Raw genomic sequence first — 15,942 nt, 5'->3', positions numbered from 1 at the left:
CACGGAGTGCAAAAAAAAGTATGGTGACAACATCATCCCGTTGGCAACATGCTTTTTTAGGCACGCAGTGGGATTTTTTTTAGCTATACGGCTTGACAATAGTTTTATATAAAACTATATTGTCACTCATGAAAAAGATACTTTTATTTACAACTATTTTCGCCGCAATCCTTTCTTTGGGATTTGCTAAAGCTAAAAAGGCACCAAAAACTTCTATTGCCGTATTTGTTCCTGGCATCATTGATGACAGTCCTACTTACAATATGCTGGTTCAGGGCGTAAAAGCCGCTGTTGAAGAAAAGAATCAGGGCCTTGATAAGAAAAACAAGCTCGACCTTTTTGTTATGGAAGCCGGTACAAATCAGGCTGAATGGGGCCCAAAAATTACAGCCCTCTGTGCAGAAAGAAAATATGATGTAATTATCTCATCTAACCCTTCCCTGCCAGACCTTGTAGAACCAATTCTCAAAGCCTTCCCAAATCAGAAGTTTATCCTTCTTGATGCAACAAAAGAAGGAAACAAAAATATCCATACAGTCTGCTACAATCAGTATGAGCAGTCATACCTTACAGGCTATATCGGAGGCTTCATGTCTAAGAGCCATAAGCTTGCTTTGATTGCTGCGCAGGAATATCCGGTAATGAATAATGTTATCTATCCTTATTTCGAAAAGGGTGCAAAGGCTGCAAACTCCGCTTCTACTGTAGACTTTAGAATTGTAGGTAACTGGTACGACGCATCAAAGGGTGCAGAAATTGCAGACGCAGTTGCAAAAAAAGGCGTGGATGTAATTCTCCCTATTTGCGGCGGTGCTTCGCAGGGTGTAATAAAATCTGCAGTAAACAATAAGATTTACGTTACCTGGTTTGATGACAACGGCTTTGCAAAGGCTCCCGGAACAATCATTTCTTCCAGCGTTATGGAACAGAAGAAAATGTCTTACAATGTAACAAAAGAGTTCATTGAAGGCTCTACTCCATGGGGCAGCGCAAAGATGGTAGGAATCAAGGAAGGCTTTGTTGACTTTGTACAGGATGACCCGAACTACATTAAGACAGTTCCGGAAGATATTCGTACAAAGATGGCAGCCTTACTTGCCGACATTCGTGCCGGAAAGGTTGAAATTAAATAAATAATGTGGTTTCGATACGGCCTTCGGCCTACTCAACCACCGGTGGTTGAGTGCGCACGAAGTGCGTGTATCGAAACCACAATTTCAGAGTATGCTTTCATTAAAAGATATCTGCGTACAATATTCATACAAAACCGTACTCACAGGAGTCTCTTTAGACTTCGAAGAGGGAAAGATTTATTCTCTCCTGGGTGAGAACGGTGCGGGCAAGTCTACACTGGCTCATGTACTTTGCGGAGATATCGAGCCGACCAGCGGAAGCATTTATCTTAATGAAAAAAAACTAAAAATCAGAAAGCCAAAGGATGCAATTAAAAGCGGCATTGTCTGTGTTCATCAGCGACCGCTGCTGGCTCCTTCACTTTCTATCCGGGATAATCTTAAAATCGGCATCAGCCATAAAAAGCTTGCAGAAATCCCGGAAATCACGAAAAACTGGCTCCCTGGGCGGGACCTTTCAGAACTGGTAGAAAATCTCAGTGAAGAGGAAGCCTTCAATACTTCGCTTGCCGGTGCACTGTTAAAAAGTCCATGTCTGCTGATTCTGGATGAACCGCCCTTTTTAGATGCTCAGAAAATCAGGGAACTTGCAGAAAGAGGACTCATCATAATCATCATTACCCACAGCTTTAAGGAAGCAATTGAAAAATCAGACCAGGTAGTATTGCTTAAAGATGGCTGTGTTCTCGAAAAAACACCTGCAGCTCAGATTACAGAAGAAGATATAAGACAAAAGCTTTTCGGACTTACAAAAGAGCTTACACCCCCGGATTTTATAGAAGAAAAAGATATCACCGAAGAAGAAGTTATGAAGCTCAGGGAGGAGATCTCCGGGTCAAGCCCGAAGATGACAAAAGTTGCAAACTCAAAGATGACAGGCCATTCAATCGGCTATATCCCATCCGATAAAACCTTCCGCGCCTCGAATCCAAATCTTACTATATTTCAGCTTTGTACGGCTTATCACACAAGCCTTAAGCAGGCAGTCCTCATAGAATACTCAAAGGCACTTCTTAAAAAGGCCGATGTAAATATAAAACTACACGAAAAAGCTTTGTGTCTTTCCGGCGGTATGCTGCAGCGTCTTATTCTTGAACGCGAGTTGGCAGAAAATCCGGAAGAGCTTTATCTTTTTGATCCTACACACGGACTGGACCTTGAGGCAACAGAACGTCTTTATACAAGACTTGAAGGGCTTGCAAAAAAGGGAACAAAAATCATAATAGGAAAGGCAGAATGAACGTTTACTATTTAGGCTCAGCATTAAATCTTTCCTCACTTTATATGATTGCCGGAAGCGGTGCCCTGATTTCAATAAAATCCGGGGACTTTAATTTAGGTGGCGAAGGCCAGATTTACCTTGGCGGTTTTGTAAGTGCTGTAATACTTGCAGCACTGGCTAATGAAGGAGTCCTTGCAAATCCGGGCATCCCCGCTGCCCTTGCCCTGCAGCTTCCAGTAACGGCAGCCGCAGTTTCCTCTGCCCTGCTGGCAGCCCTCTCTGCAGTATTAAAGATTCTGAGAAATGCCGATTTTCTTTTTACTTCGTTTATAGCCTCTGCCGCAATAATTCCATTTATCGACGGCTTAATAAGCGGACCTGCCAGAAGCAAGACCGACAACCTTCTTGCCACAGCTTTTATCCCGGAAGCAGCAAGGCTGCCTTCTATTTTAGAGCCCTCGCCGCTTAATGCCTCTTTTATATTTGCACTTGCACTTTGTGTCGCAGCATGGTTACTGCTTTTCCGCACAGGCTGGGGAAGACAGCTTTGCATACTGGGAACATCGCCGGAATTCTCCCGCTTTGCAGGCTTTGAGTGTAAAAAACTTACTTTATCCTCCGCCCTGCTTTCCGGCGCCCTGCACGGCCTTACCGGGGCAGTCGCAATCCTTGGCACCTATTTTACCTGCCATCAGGGCTTTTACGCCGGCATGGGCTGGAACGCCCTAAGCTCGGCTCTTATTGCAGGAGCAAATCCACTGGCCTTAATTCCTGCAGCAGGCCTCATGGGCTTTATGACAACCTACGCAAACCGCTATGCACTTTTTCATAATTTTGGATTTGATATAAGCAGCTTGATTCAGGCAGTAATTCTTTTTGCAATTGCATTTCCGGCCCACCTGCCCCGCTCTTTCCGGAGGTCTGGCAAATGACAAGTCTCACAGCAATATTCTCCGCCCTCGCCTATTCCTGCCCCCTCATACTCTGCTCCCTTGGCGCCCTCTTCTCCGAGTTCGCAGGCTGCCTGGCCCTCTTTTTAGATGGACTCGTTTCCTTCTCGGCCTTTTTGTTTTATACATTCTCAGTAACCACCGGCTCGCCCCTTCTGGCTGCCCTGCTCACATGTCTGGCCGCCACCGCCCTGGCCCTTGCCTTCTCAGCCCTGATTGAAGCCGGCCGTGCAAACCGCTTTATTGCCGCCATTGCCCTCAACCTCTTATTTGGAGCGCTTACATCCTGCATGTCCTCACTGATTTTTGGAACACGCGGGGTTTTAACAAACGAAAGTTTTGCCTTTTCTGCCTGGACGGCGCGGGCGACGGCAGATTCTGTGACTGCGGTTTTTGTAGCGCTGGCGGTAGTTTTTCTTAAGTACAGCCGCCACGGACTTTATCTGAGGGTAACGGGGAGCGATGCGGATGTCTTAAAAGCAAAGGGAGTAAATCCCGGAAACCTGCGCAGCCTTTCCTGGTGCCTTGCCGCCCTGTACGCTGCACTTGCAGGTATTCTCCTGACATTAAGGCTTTCTTCCTTTGTACCAAACATTTCCAGCGGCCGCGGCTGGATGGCCCTCGCCGCAGTTTTCTTAGGCAAAAAAAAGCCGCTGCGCATTGTGGCAGCGGTTATCATCTTCTGTCTGGCAGATATTTTTGCAGCAAACATTCAGAACTACATTACAGGGATTCCAACATCTCTTCTGATTTCTCTTCCATATCTGGTTTCGCTTCTTCTGATTCTCCCGAAGTAATTTCAGAATCTCCAGGCACTTCACCGGTCACTTCGACAGACGCTTGAGAAGACTCTTCGGAATCGCCCGGCATTTCAGCGCCACTTGTCTTAAACTCCTCAAGTACGTTTTCAAGTTCAGTAAGATTCTTATAGCTTTCATCACTCGAAAGACTAACATTTTTCATCTTGTGAACAATGTCTGCAGTTTCATCCTTTATCTTATGCAGAGAACCGATTGCATTAACAAACACATCGTTCATATTATCAACCTTTGCAGATACATCCTTCTGTTTTTCTACAAGCTCACCACAATAACGACTCATTTCATCTGCTGCAGTAGAAGTCTCTTCACTTCTCTCTTTAATCTGCTGCATCTGATTATCAATCTTACCAATACCGCCGGTAATTTCCTGCAAAGAACTTACAATCTGATCTGCATGAGCACTTACCTTTTCAAAGGCAACAAAAGCAGACTGGCTCGACTTGTTTGCATTCTCTACGGCTTCTACGATAGTATTAACAACCTTTGAAATCTTATCCGCATTTTCCGAGGTCTCTTCTGCAAGCGAGCGGATTTCTTCAGCAACAACGCTAAAGCCTTTTCCTGCCTCTCCCGCATGCGCAGACTCAATTGCCGCATTCATGGAAAGAAGGTTTGTCTGCTCGGCAACATTATTGATGATTGTTACAACCTCGTAAACCTCATCAAGCTGCTGGGCTACCTGATTCAGAATCTCATTTGTTGAAGTAATTTTTTCATCACCGTCTGCAACCAGGTTATGCATTTCACCGGCATTCTTTACACGTTCTTCGGCCATCTTATTAATATAATCAAGAGTAGCCACAACCTCATTTACAGCCTTGTTGCTGTTTTCAATTGCCTTAGTCTGAACCGTATTTCCCCGGACGAGAGTATCTACATGATAATTCATCTCTGAAATTACTCCGACTGCACTGTTAACAACAGTTACTGCCTCAGAGAAAAGCTTTGTAAGATTATCAATATTGTTATCGATAAGAGAAGAAGCTTCTGCCGTACTACCCGCAGACTTATTAATGGAAGATTCTGCATTCAGAGCCTTCTTTGCAGTAGATTTTACAAGCTGGAAGAATTCATTTACCTGAGTAACCATGTTGTTGATGTTCGACATCAAAAGCCACATTTCATCGCTGCCTTCCGGCTGGATATTTACAGTAAAATCTTTATCTGCAAGGGTTGTAGTCATATTGCGGACTTTTACAATTCTCCTTGAAACACGAGACGTTACAATAAGGATTAATATAGAAAGAATTATTGTTGTGATTACGGCAAAAATGATGGTTATCATCAAAAAGCGTTTTTCCGTAGCAATCATAACCTCTTCTACCATTGCAGAAGATTTCTGGTTCAAGGACATTAAGGAAACATAAGTCAAACGGATTTTTCTCAAATGCTGATGGGCTTCATCCAGTTGTTCCATGAGATTATCCATTGCTTCGTTATTTACATACAGTTTTGAAGTTTCACGAAAGCCGAAGTTCTTGATATTAGTTCTCATTCCGGAGCTGATATCAGACTTCTCCATAGACTGTAAAACTTCTTCAATCGGAGCAAGATCATCATTAATAAGACCCCAGGTTAGCTTTACATGCTTAAGGTTTGTGGTAAATTCTTCCGGAAATTTACTTACTACCGGAGCTTCCATAAGATAATTAAATGATTCCGTAATTTCTTTTTTCTGATCGGTAAAACTTTTATAGGCGTTTTCTATATCAAAATCCCAGTAATCCATTCTCTCCAGATAATCGATTATGGAACTTAGCTGAGCCTCAGTTTTAGTTTCAATTATCTGATAATCCTTAATGTCCTGGATATTATTTAAATTGATTACGGAAAAAACGGTAAGAACAAAAGCCTGTACTATAGTAAAAAGGATGATAAAAGAAAATTTGTGATTCAGTTTCATAAAAAAATCCTGTGATATTTTGTAATAAATACATTGTACCACAGGATTTTTTAAATTCAAGGTATTTTACAGATTGCCACGACCTTCGCTACGCTCAGGTCTCGCAATGACAATTACTGCCGCGTCATTGCGAGGAGCGCAGCGACGTGGCAATCCATTAATATACGCTCAAAATCTTTTCAAGCTTGTCTTTTCCAATAATACGGAAGAAGCTGCCGAGTCTTGGTCCCTGCTCTTTTCCAATCAAAGCCTGGTAAAGTGCAGTAAAGAGAGCCTTAGACTCAAGTCCCATCTCTGTAGCAATGTCATACATAGCCTGCTGACATTCCTTATCAAGCTGGAAAGTATCGAGTTTTGGAAGAACTTCATCGCGAACACGCTTAACAGCTGTCAAAAGGTCGCCAGAGAGGTCTGCCTTGCTGCCGTCGTTACGGAGTTCAAAGCAGAAGTCTGGTGCGCAGTCCGGTGCAGAATGCTTTACCCAGAACCATGCACATTCAATGCGGCGGCGGAGGCGTTCTTCCTGCTCAGGTTTTACATCTCCGAGAGCCTTAATTACAGCATCAATATCACCAGAGTAAATCTGAAGAAGAGTTGTAAGCTGGCGGATTGTAATCTGATATGGCATAACCTCAGGAATCTTTCCATCAATCTGGCTGAGCATATAAATACGCTTTTCCTTGTTGAAGTGGTCATCAGATTTTGCCTTATCAATTCCGTAAACAATACGTTCTGTCTTGTCATAGTCCTCATAAACCTTGAGAACGTCCATATCAAAGCTGATTGCAAATTCTGTATTTGGACGAGTTCCCGCAAAAAGATAGCGGAGAACTTCTGCCTGGTAGATATCAAGTGCATCAGGAAGAGCAATTACCTTACCCTTAGAAGAAGACATCTTTCCAGGAACCCCCTTGAGGTTTACAAAGTCATAACGCATTGTAACAGGAGCATCCCAGCCATAAATACGCTTGCTTACAAGCTTTGCAGTATCGTAGCTTCCGCCCGGAGAAATATGGTCTTTTCCACCCGGCTCGAATACTACCTTTTCTTCATTCCAGCGCATTGGCCAGTCTACACGCCAGCCAAGCTTTGCGCCTTTGAAAGTACGGATATCTGCAGTTTCGCAGTTACCACATTCACACTTATAAGTAATTCCGTATTCACCGTCGTAGTCTGTAATTTCAGTTGTATCTTTCTGGCACTTACCGCAGAAAATTGCTACAGGCCAGTAAACGTCTTCAGGCTTCATTTTGTGAGCGTCATCGCGGTATTCATTAAGACATTCCTTGATTACATCGCGGTTCTGCATAGCCTTACGCATTCCTTCTGCATAGCGGTTTGCACGGTAGCGGCTTGCCTGATAAAGGAACTCCGGCTGAATGCCAACGCGTGGAAGCTGAGTTTCAATATCAACCTCGTGATGGCGGGCATAGTTTTCGTTGCGGCCGGTTGTATCTGGTACTTCGGTAATTGGATAGCGAAGATATTTTTCAAGGATTTCAGGGTCAGGCATGTTAGCAGGAACCTTGCGGAATACGTCGTAATCGTCCCAGGAATAAATAAAGCGTACTTTCTTACCGCGGTCGCGAAGGGCGCGAACTACTAAGTCTACTGTAATGATTTCGCGGAAGTTTCCAAGGTGAACAGTTCCACTTGGTGTAATACCTGAAGCACAGGTGTATAAATCCAGATCTCCCTTCTCGCGGATAATCTGGCTTGCCATCTGATCTGCCCAGTGGCAGAGCAGTGGATCTCTCTTTTCATTATTCTGATTTTCGTTACTCATAGCGCCTTATTATAGTGATTTTCTTCTATAATATCAAATACGTGTAATTAAGTGTCATTCCCCGGCAGACATTCCGTGTCATTCCCCGGCTTGACCGGGGAATCTATCCCTCCCAGTTCTGTATAGATTGTCCGGTCAAGCCGGACAATGACACTGAAGTCTTTTATTTGATACACCAGTTTATAAGTTCACAACCTTCCGGCAGAATTATGTACAAATCATGCACTCCGCTTGTAGCAGCAAGCTTTGCAGAAACTTCACTCTTCTTTCCAAGCTTTACTTCAGCAATCTCATTACCGTTGCCGCCAAAGCCGTCAATCTGAACCTTGATTGACTTTCCATCAACCGGCAGGCACTGAGTTGTAAACTCTTTTTCGCCACCAGTAAACTCAACGCCCTTAATGCAAACGTAAGCCCCGTCCTTTACACTAACTAAGGTTTGCTTTGTTGTTACAGCCACATTGCGGGAAGCAGCAAAGGTTGCAGCAGGCACTTCATTACCAAGCTTAAAGTTGCTGACCTGCTCTACTCCCTTCTTAGTCATCTTCTGCTTTGGGAGCGAACCGTCTGCATTTACTTCAAAGTTATCTATAAAGATATTGCGGTAACCGCCCTTCTCGCAGCCAACAGTTTTTTCCAGAACCTGTGTATGGTAGGCAATGTACCACTTACCACGGAAAGAGAAAATCCAATGGTGGTTATTTCCCCAGGCACCGAATACAGTTCCAGGATTTTCCAGAGTGTAGCCCTTATATTCAAAAGGTCCCAGCGGATTTTTTGAAGTCATATATCCGATTACTGCAATCGGCATTTTATCAGGATCTTTTGTATCCTTTCTGTCCTGCCAGTTTGTACAGTAGGTGTAATACCAGGTATCTCCAATCTTATTGATTCCCGAATCCTCAAAAAGGAATGGTGCATCAATCATCACAGGCTCGCCGACAATGTGAATCATATCATCAGCTAAAGCAACGCAGCGGGCATTTTTAGGGTGCTCGTATTTATCAGGATCGTGGCCGCCTCCAAAGTATAGGTAACCATTACCCTTTTCATCAACAAGAACAGCCGGGTCAAAAAGCCAGTTGATTTTGTCACAGGTCGGAGTCTTGCGGGAAATCAAAGCTTCTCCAAGAGGGTCTGTAAAAGGTCCTGTAGGAGAGTCTGCAGTTAAAACACCGATTCCGTTTGCGGAGTCTGCAAAGTAAAGGAAAAACTTGTCTTTTCCATCAATCTTTTTATAAGCAATTGCAGGAGCCCAGGAATTAGCAGCCCACTTTGCAGCACCTATATAATCATTTTTACCTGCAACCTTAATCTCCCCGCAGTCTGTCCAGTTAACCATATCCTTTGTAGAGAAGACGTTAAGAGAGGTAATCTTATTGTAGCCGTTATCAATTTTACCCTTTGTAAATTCCAGCTGCTGCATATCGTTTGTTGAATAAACATAAAGAGTATCATTATATTCCAGAACAGCAGGGTCTGCTCCGTATTTATGAGCCATAACAGGATTATTTTCTCCAGGCATCTTAAAAGCCTTTTCGGCCATAAGCTTCTGCATCTCGCTAACAGGAGTTGCCGTAATCATTTCTTCGTTTGAACAAGACATAAAAAATCCTCCAGTAAAAATTAAAAATAATAATGAACTGACACGATACACGTCATTGCGAGGAGCGCAGCGACGAAGCAATCCATTTATTCGAGTATACACTCTTGCACTTTTCATAATTTCAATATACAGTTTTATCATAAAAAAGTAAAACGTTTAACTAACATTTAGGGGAAACACATGAAAAAACAAATTTTTAATCCATATATGCCGTCCTGGGAACATGTTCCGGACGGAGAACCACACGTATTCGGAGACCGGGTATACGTTTACGGCTCGCACGATTTCTTTAACGGCTGGGTATTCTGCCAGGGAGACTATGTCTGCTACTCTGCCCCTGTAACTGATTTGACAGACTGGCGTTACGAAGGAGTAATCTATCCTAAAACTTCCGAAGAAATGAATGCAGACGGCCACATGTGCCTTTATGCTCCTGATGTAACTCAGGGCCCGGATGGCCGCTACTACCTCTACTACGTTTACGACAAGGTTGGCTTTGTTTCTGTTGCAGTCTGCGACACCCCTGCCGGAAAGTATAAATTCTACGGACATGTTCACTACAAGGATGGAACAAGACTTGGAGACCGCAAGGGCGATATGCCTCAGTTTGACCCGGGAGTTCTTACAGAAGGAAACCGCACCTACCTTTACACAGGCTTCTGCGGAAATCATATGAAAGACAGAATTGGTGCCATGGCGACAGTGCTTGGCCCTGATATGCTTACAATCGAAGAAGAGCCTGTCATCATTGCTCCGGGCGACTGCTACACCGACGTAACTGCCCCTGTTGAAACTGAATGTCCTTACCCTCAGGACTCGGTTGAAAACTGGAAGGGATATAAAGACCACGCTTTCTTCGAAGCCCCATCAATCAGAAAGATTGGAGACACCTATTATTTTGTTTTCTCTTCTCAGGTTATGCACGAGCTCTGCTATGCAACAAGTAAAAATCCAACCTCAGGCTTTACCTACCGCGGTGTAATTGTAAGTAACGTAGACCTTCATATAGATTCATATAAACCAGCTGATATGCCGACCTGCTTTGGAGCAAACAATCACGGCGGCTTTGAACTGATAAACGGTCAGTACTACATTTTCTATCACCGCCACACAAACGGAAACTGGTTCAACCGCCAGGGATGTGCAGAAAAAATGCAGGTGCTGCCAGACGGAACAATTCCTCAGGTTCAGATTACTTCCTGCGGACTTAATGGTGGTCCACTCGAAGGTAAAGGCTTCTACCCTGCTTACATTGCCTGCAATATCTTTAATCCGGATGAAAAGAACTTTATTGTTGATATAAAGCATCCCCGCATAACTCAGGACGGCAAAGACGGAGACCAGGAAGAAGGCTATGTAGCAAATATGCAGAACGGCTACACCCTTGGCTTTAAGTTCTTTGATTTTAAGGGCGTAAAAAAGATTTCGGTAACAACCCGCGGTTATGTTTACGGTAAGTACGAAATTCGCACAAAATGGGATGGACCTGTGCTGGCAGAAATCACTCCAATCGGAAGCAATATCTGGGAGAGCTTCTCTGCAGACATTTCAATCCCGGATGGAGTCGGCGAGCTTTACTTTAAGTTTGTCGGCGGCGGCAGCCATCAGTTTAAAGGCTTTAAAATTGGTGATTGAGTAGGCGAAGCCGTATCGAAATCACCTTTTTGAAATCTGCGGTGGTTTCGATACGCCCTAGGGCTACTCAACCACCGTACGTTCAGTTAGCTTTCTGCGTTTCTTCTGATATTGCTTGGGCGTGCACTTCATGTATTCTTTGAATTTTCGCGAGAAATACTGAATGTTATTGAAGCCGCTCGCCGTAGCAATTTCAGTAATGTTATTATTTGTATAAATCAAATCAAGACAGGCCTTTTCTATCCGGTATTTATTGATATACTCAGAAACATACATTCCCGTACTTTCTTTAAACAGCCTGATAAAGTGGCTTTTACTGTAGTTGGTTAATTCCAGAATAGATTTAAGGCTGAGGTTTTCACTATAGTTTTCACGGATAAAATGAAGGGCATTATCAATTGCCGAAAGTTTACGGCTTTCGGAACCATATAATTGTGAAAATCGCTCAAACTGTCCGGTTTCAACCGCATAGGAAATAATATCCAGCAGCAAAGAACGTAAAATTAAAGGACTTCCTTCTGCATTTTTTTCCATGGCAGAAATTTTAAAATAACGCTTTTCAAGTTCCTCCGGCATTTTCAGAAAACGATATAACCTTATTCCTTCAAAAAATATTCTGCAGGGATCGTCAGCAGTTCCCAGGGCCGAAATATCAAAAAGAATCCTGAAGCATCTGAATGCAGGGCCGGTCGAATCAATATTAAAATAATGCTCCTCAAAGGGATTAATGCAAATCAAATCTCCGGCATCAATAAAGACAGCTGAATTAGTAAAAAAAAGCCTGCCCCGCCCCTTTTCAACATATAACAATTCGTATTCTATCTGCCTCTGAGGGTCTTCTGAGTAGCCATCCTGGGTTAAAAAGCGCAAGGCAACCGGTTGCCGTTCTATTCTGCTTTCATTGTCCATATTGCCATTTTAATACGGATTTTTTCAAAATTCAATGTAAAATCAGACTATTTTATAAATTATATGATACTTTGAGTGTTTTTTTAGCAAAATAACGGTTTTATCATATTATAAAAACGTTTTACCATGTTTTTAACTAAAAGTTTATAAATGGAGGACTTTTATGAAAAAAATTATGTTAGTTGCTGCAGCAGCAGTACTGGCATTGAGCCTGGTGGGATGTAAAGGCGGAAATTCTGGAAAGAAAGACGCTATGAACATCTCTATCTTCACTATCCAGCAGAGAGAGCAGCCTCCTGCTGACAACAAAGCTTACAAATGGATTGAAGAGAAGTTTGGTGTAACTTTCTCTTGGGATATCCTTGTAGGTGATAAAGACCAGAAAATTGGTGTACTTATCGCTTCTGGTGACCTTCCTGACCTCGTAGAAGTAGACTCAGAGAAGTTCCAGGGTGCAGGTTGTCTTCGCGACCTTAAGCCACTCGTTGAAAAATATGGTCCAAACCTTATGAAGCACTACTCAACAGCTTGGAAAAAGATGATTGACCAGGATTCTGAAAAGGATGCTAAGGGAAACATCGTAAAAGAGCACATCTACTCTCTTCCAAACTATGGTGTAATCGATGGAGTTCCATCTGATACATACTTCAATGGTAACGGATGGTGGGTACAGAAAGCTGTTCTTAAGGAATTCGGATATCCAAAGATTAAGACAGTTGATCAGTACTTCGATCTCCTCGAAAAATACTATAAGAAATATCCAACAATCGACGGAATGCCAACAATCCCATTCAATATCATTACTGCTGACTGGGAAGCATTTGACCTCTGGAACCCACCACAGTTCCTTTCTGGAAACCCTAACGATGGTAACGGACACGTTATCAAAGAAAACGGCAAATATGTTTACTATGATATCTTCACAGACAAATTCGCTAAGCAGTGGTTCAAACTCGCTAACGGCTACTTCCAGCGTGGTTTGATCGATCCAGCTTCATTCACAGACAACCGTGACCAGTACTATGCTAAGATTGCACAGGGTCGTGTACTCGGTATGTTCATTCAGGGATGGCAGTTCATGGGTGAACCAGAACAGACTCTCTGGACAGCTGGAAAAGATGAAAGAACTTATGCTCCACTCGCTTTGACATTTGATGAATCCATTCGCCCACACTACCGCGATCGTTCACTTCCAAACCTTCAGAGAGGTTATGGTATCACTGTAAAGTGTCCTGAAGACAAGGCTATCAAGATCATCCAGTTCATGGACAAGATGCTTGAAGAAGAAAACCAGAAAGTTCTTTACTGGGGATTCGAAGGTGAAGATTACCTCATCGATACAGACGGATCTAAGACAGGAACAAAGGGTGCAGCTTATCGTACAGACAAGATGCGTGCAGATCAGAAGGATCCTAACTGGCTCCAGAAGAACCGCGCTATCCTTTGGACAGAAGAAGCTCCAAAACTTGAAGGAACAATGCCTTCTGGATACTCACGCTCTATGGACGACCTTCCATGGGAATATGCTCTCTCACAGAAGCAGGTTGACCTTGACCTCTGGGCAGCTTACGGAGTTAGCTCATATGCTGAATTCGTAGATCCTAACCCACCACAGAACACTGGATGGTATCCAATGTGGCAGTGTAACCCATCTGCTGAAAACGGTGGATTCGAAGAAGAAGCAGCAGTTGCTATGACAGGTTTCGAAACTGTACAGCGCAAGTACCTCCCTATGATGATCATGGGTAAACCAGAGGACTTCGAAAAGACTTGGAATGAATATGCTTCATTGCTCAAGCCTCTTACAGATGTTTACAACAAGTTCATGCAGCAGCAGCTTGATCACCGTGTAGAAGTATTCGGTGGCGAACAGTAAGAAGGACTAGTCAGATTTTGATACCTTGTATCAAGTCTGACCAGTGACAGGTGAATACCACATTCACCTGTCAAAAAAAAGTCCACGGGAGTTTTTCTGTGGACTTTTTTTTAACTATTTTTTGACGGGTGTTTTTTATGAAAAGTAAAAAAGCTGCTGTTTCGCCAGACTTAAAAGCGGCAGAAATGGCAAATAAAAAGAACAAATGGAAGCTTTTAGGTAAGCAGAAAATGCTTATTCTCATGTCTCTTCCTTTTGTATTATACATTATCTTATTCCGATACATTCCTCTTTGGGGATGGACAATGGCTTTTCAGGATTATAAGCCATACAAAACTTTTTCACAGCAGGATTGGGTTGGTTTAAAATGGTTCGTTCAGTTGTTTACTGAGAAAGAATTCCTTCTTTCTTTAAGAAACACTGTAGGCATGAGCCTTATTTCTACAGCCCTTGGATATATTACTGCTATCTTAATTGCAGTATTCCTGAACGAAGTTCGCTATATTGGTGTAAAACGCTTTGTTCAGACTGTATCTTATCTCCCACACTTCCTTTCTTGGGTTATAGTTACAGGTTTAGTTGCGAATGTACTTTCCGTTGAAGACGGTATTTTGAATGATATATTATTGGGACTTGGTATCGTAAAGCAGCCTATTCAGTGGCTCGCCGTTCAAAAGTATTTCTGGCATATCATTGGTTGGACATACGTTTGGAAGGAAGTTGGTTGGAACACCATCGTATACCTTGGTGCAATGACTGCTATTGATCCTTGTCTCTATGAAGCTGCTCAGATTGACGGCTGTGGTCGTCTCCGCAAAATCTGGCACATTACCCTCCCGGGAATTAAGCCTACAATCATCATCATGATGATTATGTCTGCCGGTCATATCCTTGATGCTAACTTTGAAATGCCATACTTGTTACAGAATGGTATGATTCAGGACGTAGCTGAAACTATTGATATTTATGTATTGAAGTACGGTTTCAAGCTTTCCCGCTATGGTCTTGCAACTGCTGCAGGTATCTTTAAGAATGCAGTTAATATTCTTCTTCTTATCATAGCTAATACAATTGCTAAGAAGAGTGGTGAGGAGCGTCTGATATAATGGAAAAAACAATTGACTATGCAGCAGCCAAAAGGCGCACTAATATCAGTAACTTAGTTTTTGATATTATTATTTACCTTGTACTTTTATTTGTTGTTATTGTAACTGTTTATCCTTTCTGGAATACAATTGCAATTTCTTTGAACGATGGTCTTGATTCTCTTAAAGGCGGAATTAAACTCTGGCCTCGTAAGTTTACATGGAAAAACTATGCAGACTTGTTCCAGACAGACCGTATTTTTAATGCCGGTATTATTTCTGTAACACGTACTGTTCTTCAGACTGTTTTAAGTGTATTCTGTACATCACTTCTTGCATACGCTTTGAGCCGCAAAGAATTCGTACTTAGAAGATATCTTACAACAATCATCGTTATTTCTATGTATATCAATGCCGGTTTGATTCCAGGATACATGCTCATCAAGAGACTTCACCTTCTTGGAAAATACGCAGTTTACATTGTTCCTTGTCTTGTTGATGTATTCAACTTCATTCTTGTAAGAACTTACATCAATGGATTACCAGACAGCTTTGTTGAATCTGCCCGCATCGATGGTGCAAATGAGTTCAAAATCTACCTGCAGATTATTATGCCTCTTATTGTTCCTTCAATTGCTATGATTTGTCTCTTTACTGCCGTTGGTGCATGGAACAGCTGGTTCGATACATATCTTTATTGTTCTAACAAACCAAAGTTGCACTCATTACAGTATGTATTGATGTCATTCCTCCAGCAGAGTCAGAACCAGTCTACAAATGCAAACGATGCTAACTCTATGGCACTTGCTGCTGGAGCTGGTTCTACAGCTTCTAAATCAACACCTATCAGTATCCGTTCTTCTATCACTATGGTTGCAACATTACCTATCCTCGTAGTATATCCATTCGTACAGAAATACTTCGTAGTAGGTATGACAATTGGTGGTGTAAAGGAGTAATCCTAAAAATCATCAGGCATAAAGGGGTGGATGAAAATCCACCCTTTTTTTATGGAA

The 15,942-nt window shown here is 42.6% G+C and carries 12 protein-coding genes; 8 read left to right on the top strand and 4 right to left on the bottom strand.

The genetic code is table 11. The features are described from left to right. Positions 1 to 128 precede the first annotated feature (128 nt). The 4 genes from G626_RS0106715 (at position 129) to G626_RS0106700 (ending at position 4,102) form a co-directional block, all read left to right on the top strand. Entirely contained in the window at positions 129 to 1,133 is a 1,005-nt protein-coding gene (locus tag G626_RS0106715) for a BMP family ABC transporter substrate-binding protein (RefSeq protein ID WP_022932021.1), read from the top strand. Between the two features lie 91 nt (positions 1,134 to 1,224). Next, the gene (locus G626_RS0106710; protein ID WP_022932020.1) at positions 1,225 to 2,373 is read left to right on the top strand and encodes an ATP-binding cassette domain-containing protein; all 1,149 of its coding nucleotides are present in this window, start codon (positions 1,225 to 1,227) and stop codon (positions 2,371 to 2,373) included. Further along, the gene (locus G626_RS15680) at positions 2,370 to 3,287 is read left to right on the top strand and encodes an ABC transporter permease (protein ID WP_022932019.1); all 918 of its coding nucleotides are present in this window, start codon (positions 2,370 to 2,372) and stop codon (positions 3,285 to 3,287) included. The genes G626_RS0106710 and G626_RS15680 overlap by 4 nt, the downstream gene beginning before the upstream one ends. Further along, complete coding sequence (locus tag G626_RS0106700) at positions 3,284 to 4,102, top strand: ABC transporter permease subunit (RefSeq protein ID WP_022932018.1); 819 nt, start codon at positions 3,284 to 3,286, stop codon at positions 4,100 to 4,102. Before G626_RS15680 ends, G626_RS0106700 begins: the two co-directional genes overlap by 4 nt. On the opposite strand, the gene G626_RS0106695 is transcribed toward G626_RS0106700, so the two are convergent. The 3 genes from G626_RS0106695 to G626_RS0106685 all read right to left on the bottom strand — a co-directional run bounded on the left by G626_RS0106695 (position 4,029) and on the right by G626_RS0106685 (position 9,421). After that, complete coding sequence (locus G626_RS0106695) at positions 4,029 to 6,029, bottom strand: methyl-accepting chemotaxis protein (RefSeq protein ID WP_022932017.1); 2,001 nt, start codon at positions 6,027 to 6,029, stop codon at positions 4,029 to 4,031. The genes G626_RS0106700 and G626_RS0106695 overlap by 74 nt on opposite strands. Positions 6,030 to 6,186: 157 nt before the next feature. After that, positions 6,187 to 7,815, bottom strand: a complete 1,629-nt coding sequence (gene lysS, locus G626_RS0106690; protein ID WP_022932016.1) for a lysine--tRNA ligase — start codon at positions 7,813 to 7,815, stop codon at positions 6,187 to 6,189. 163 nt (positions 7,816 to 7,978) lie between these two features. Further along, positions 7,979 to 9,421, bottom strand: a complete 1,443-nt coding sequence (locus G626_RS0106685; RefSeq protein WP_022932015.1) for a glycoside hydrolase family 43 protein — start codon at positions 9,419 to 9,421, stop codon at positions 7,979 to 7,981. A 180-nt stretch (positions 9,422 to 9,601) separates the two neighbouring features. Here G626_RS0106685 and G626_RS0106680 point away from each other — a divergent pair, with 180 nt between their 5' ends. Continuing rightward, the gene (locus tag G626_RS0106680) at positions 9,602 to 11,056 is read left to right on the top strand and encodes a family 43 glycosylhydrolase (RefSeq protein ID WP_022932014.1); all 1,455 of its coding nucleotides are present in this window, start codon (positions 9,602 to 9,604) and stop codon (positions 11,054 to 11,056) included. Positions 11,057 to 11,119: 63 nt separating this feature from the next. Here the strand turns inward: G626_RS0106680 and G626_RS17360 are convergent, their stop codons facing one another. Then, complete coding sequence (locus tag G626_RS17360) at positions 11,120 to 11,965, bottom strand: AraC family transcriptional regulator (protein ID WP_022932013.1); 846 nt, start codon at positions 11,963 to 11,965, stop codon at positions 11,120 to 11,122. Between the two features lie 163 nt (positions 11,966 to 12,128). On the opposite strand from G626_RS17360, the gene G626_RS0106670 reads away from it, so the two are divergent. The 3 genes from G626_RS0106670 to G626_RS0106660 all read left to right on the top strand — a co-directional run bounded on the left by G626_RS0106670 (position 12,129) and on the right by G626_RS0106660 (position 15,885). Then, a complete protein-coding gene (locus tag G626_RS0106670) occupies positions 12,129 to 13,841 on the top strand; it encodes a type 2 periplasmic-binding domain-containing protein (RefSeq protein ID WP_022932012.1) in 1,713 nt (570 codons plus the stop codon). A 137-nt stretch (positions 13,842 to 13,978) separates the two neighbouring features. Next, positions 13,979 to 14,947 (top strand): ABC transporter permease, encoded by a 969-nt coding sequence (locus tag G626_RS0106665; RefSeq protein ID WP_022932011.1) that lies wholly within the window; start codon positions 13,979 to 13,981, stop codon positions 14,945 to 14,947. Beyond that, positions 14,947 to 15,885, top strand: a complete 939-nt coding sequence (locus G626_RS0106660) for a carbohydrate ABC transporter permease (RefSeq protein WP_022932010.1) — start codon at positions 14,947 to 14,949, stop codon at positions 15,883 to 15,885. Before G626_RS0106665 ends, G626_RS0106660 begins: the two co-directional genes overlap by 1 nt. Positions 15,886 to 15,942 lie beyond the last annotated feature (57 nt).

Source organism: Treponema bryantii NK4A124 (assembly GCF_000421345.1).
Classification (GTDB): Bacteria; Spirochaetota; Spirochaetia; order Treponematales; family Treponemataceae; genus Treponema_D; species Treponema_D bryantii_B.
The sequence above is the reverse complement of the archived record's forward strand: the minus strand, read 5'-3'. Positions and strand labels throughout refer to the sequence as shown.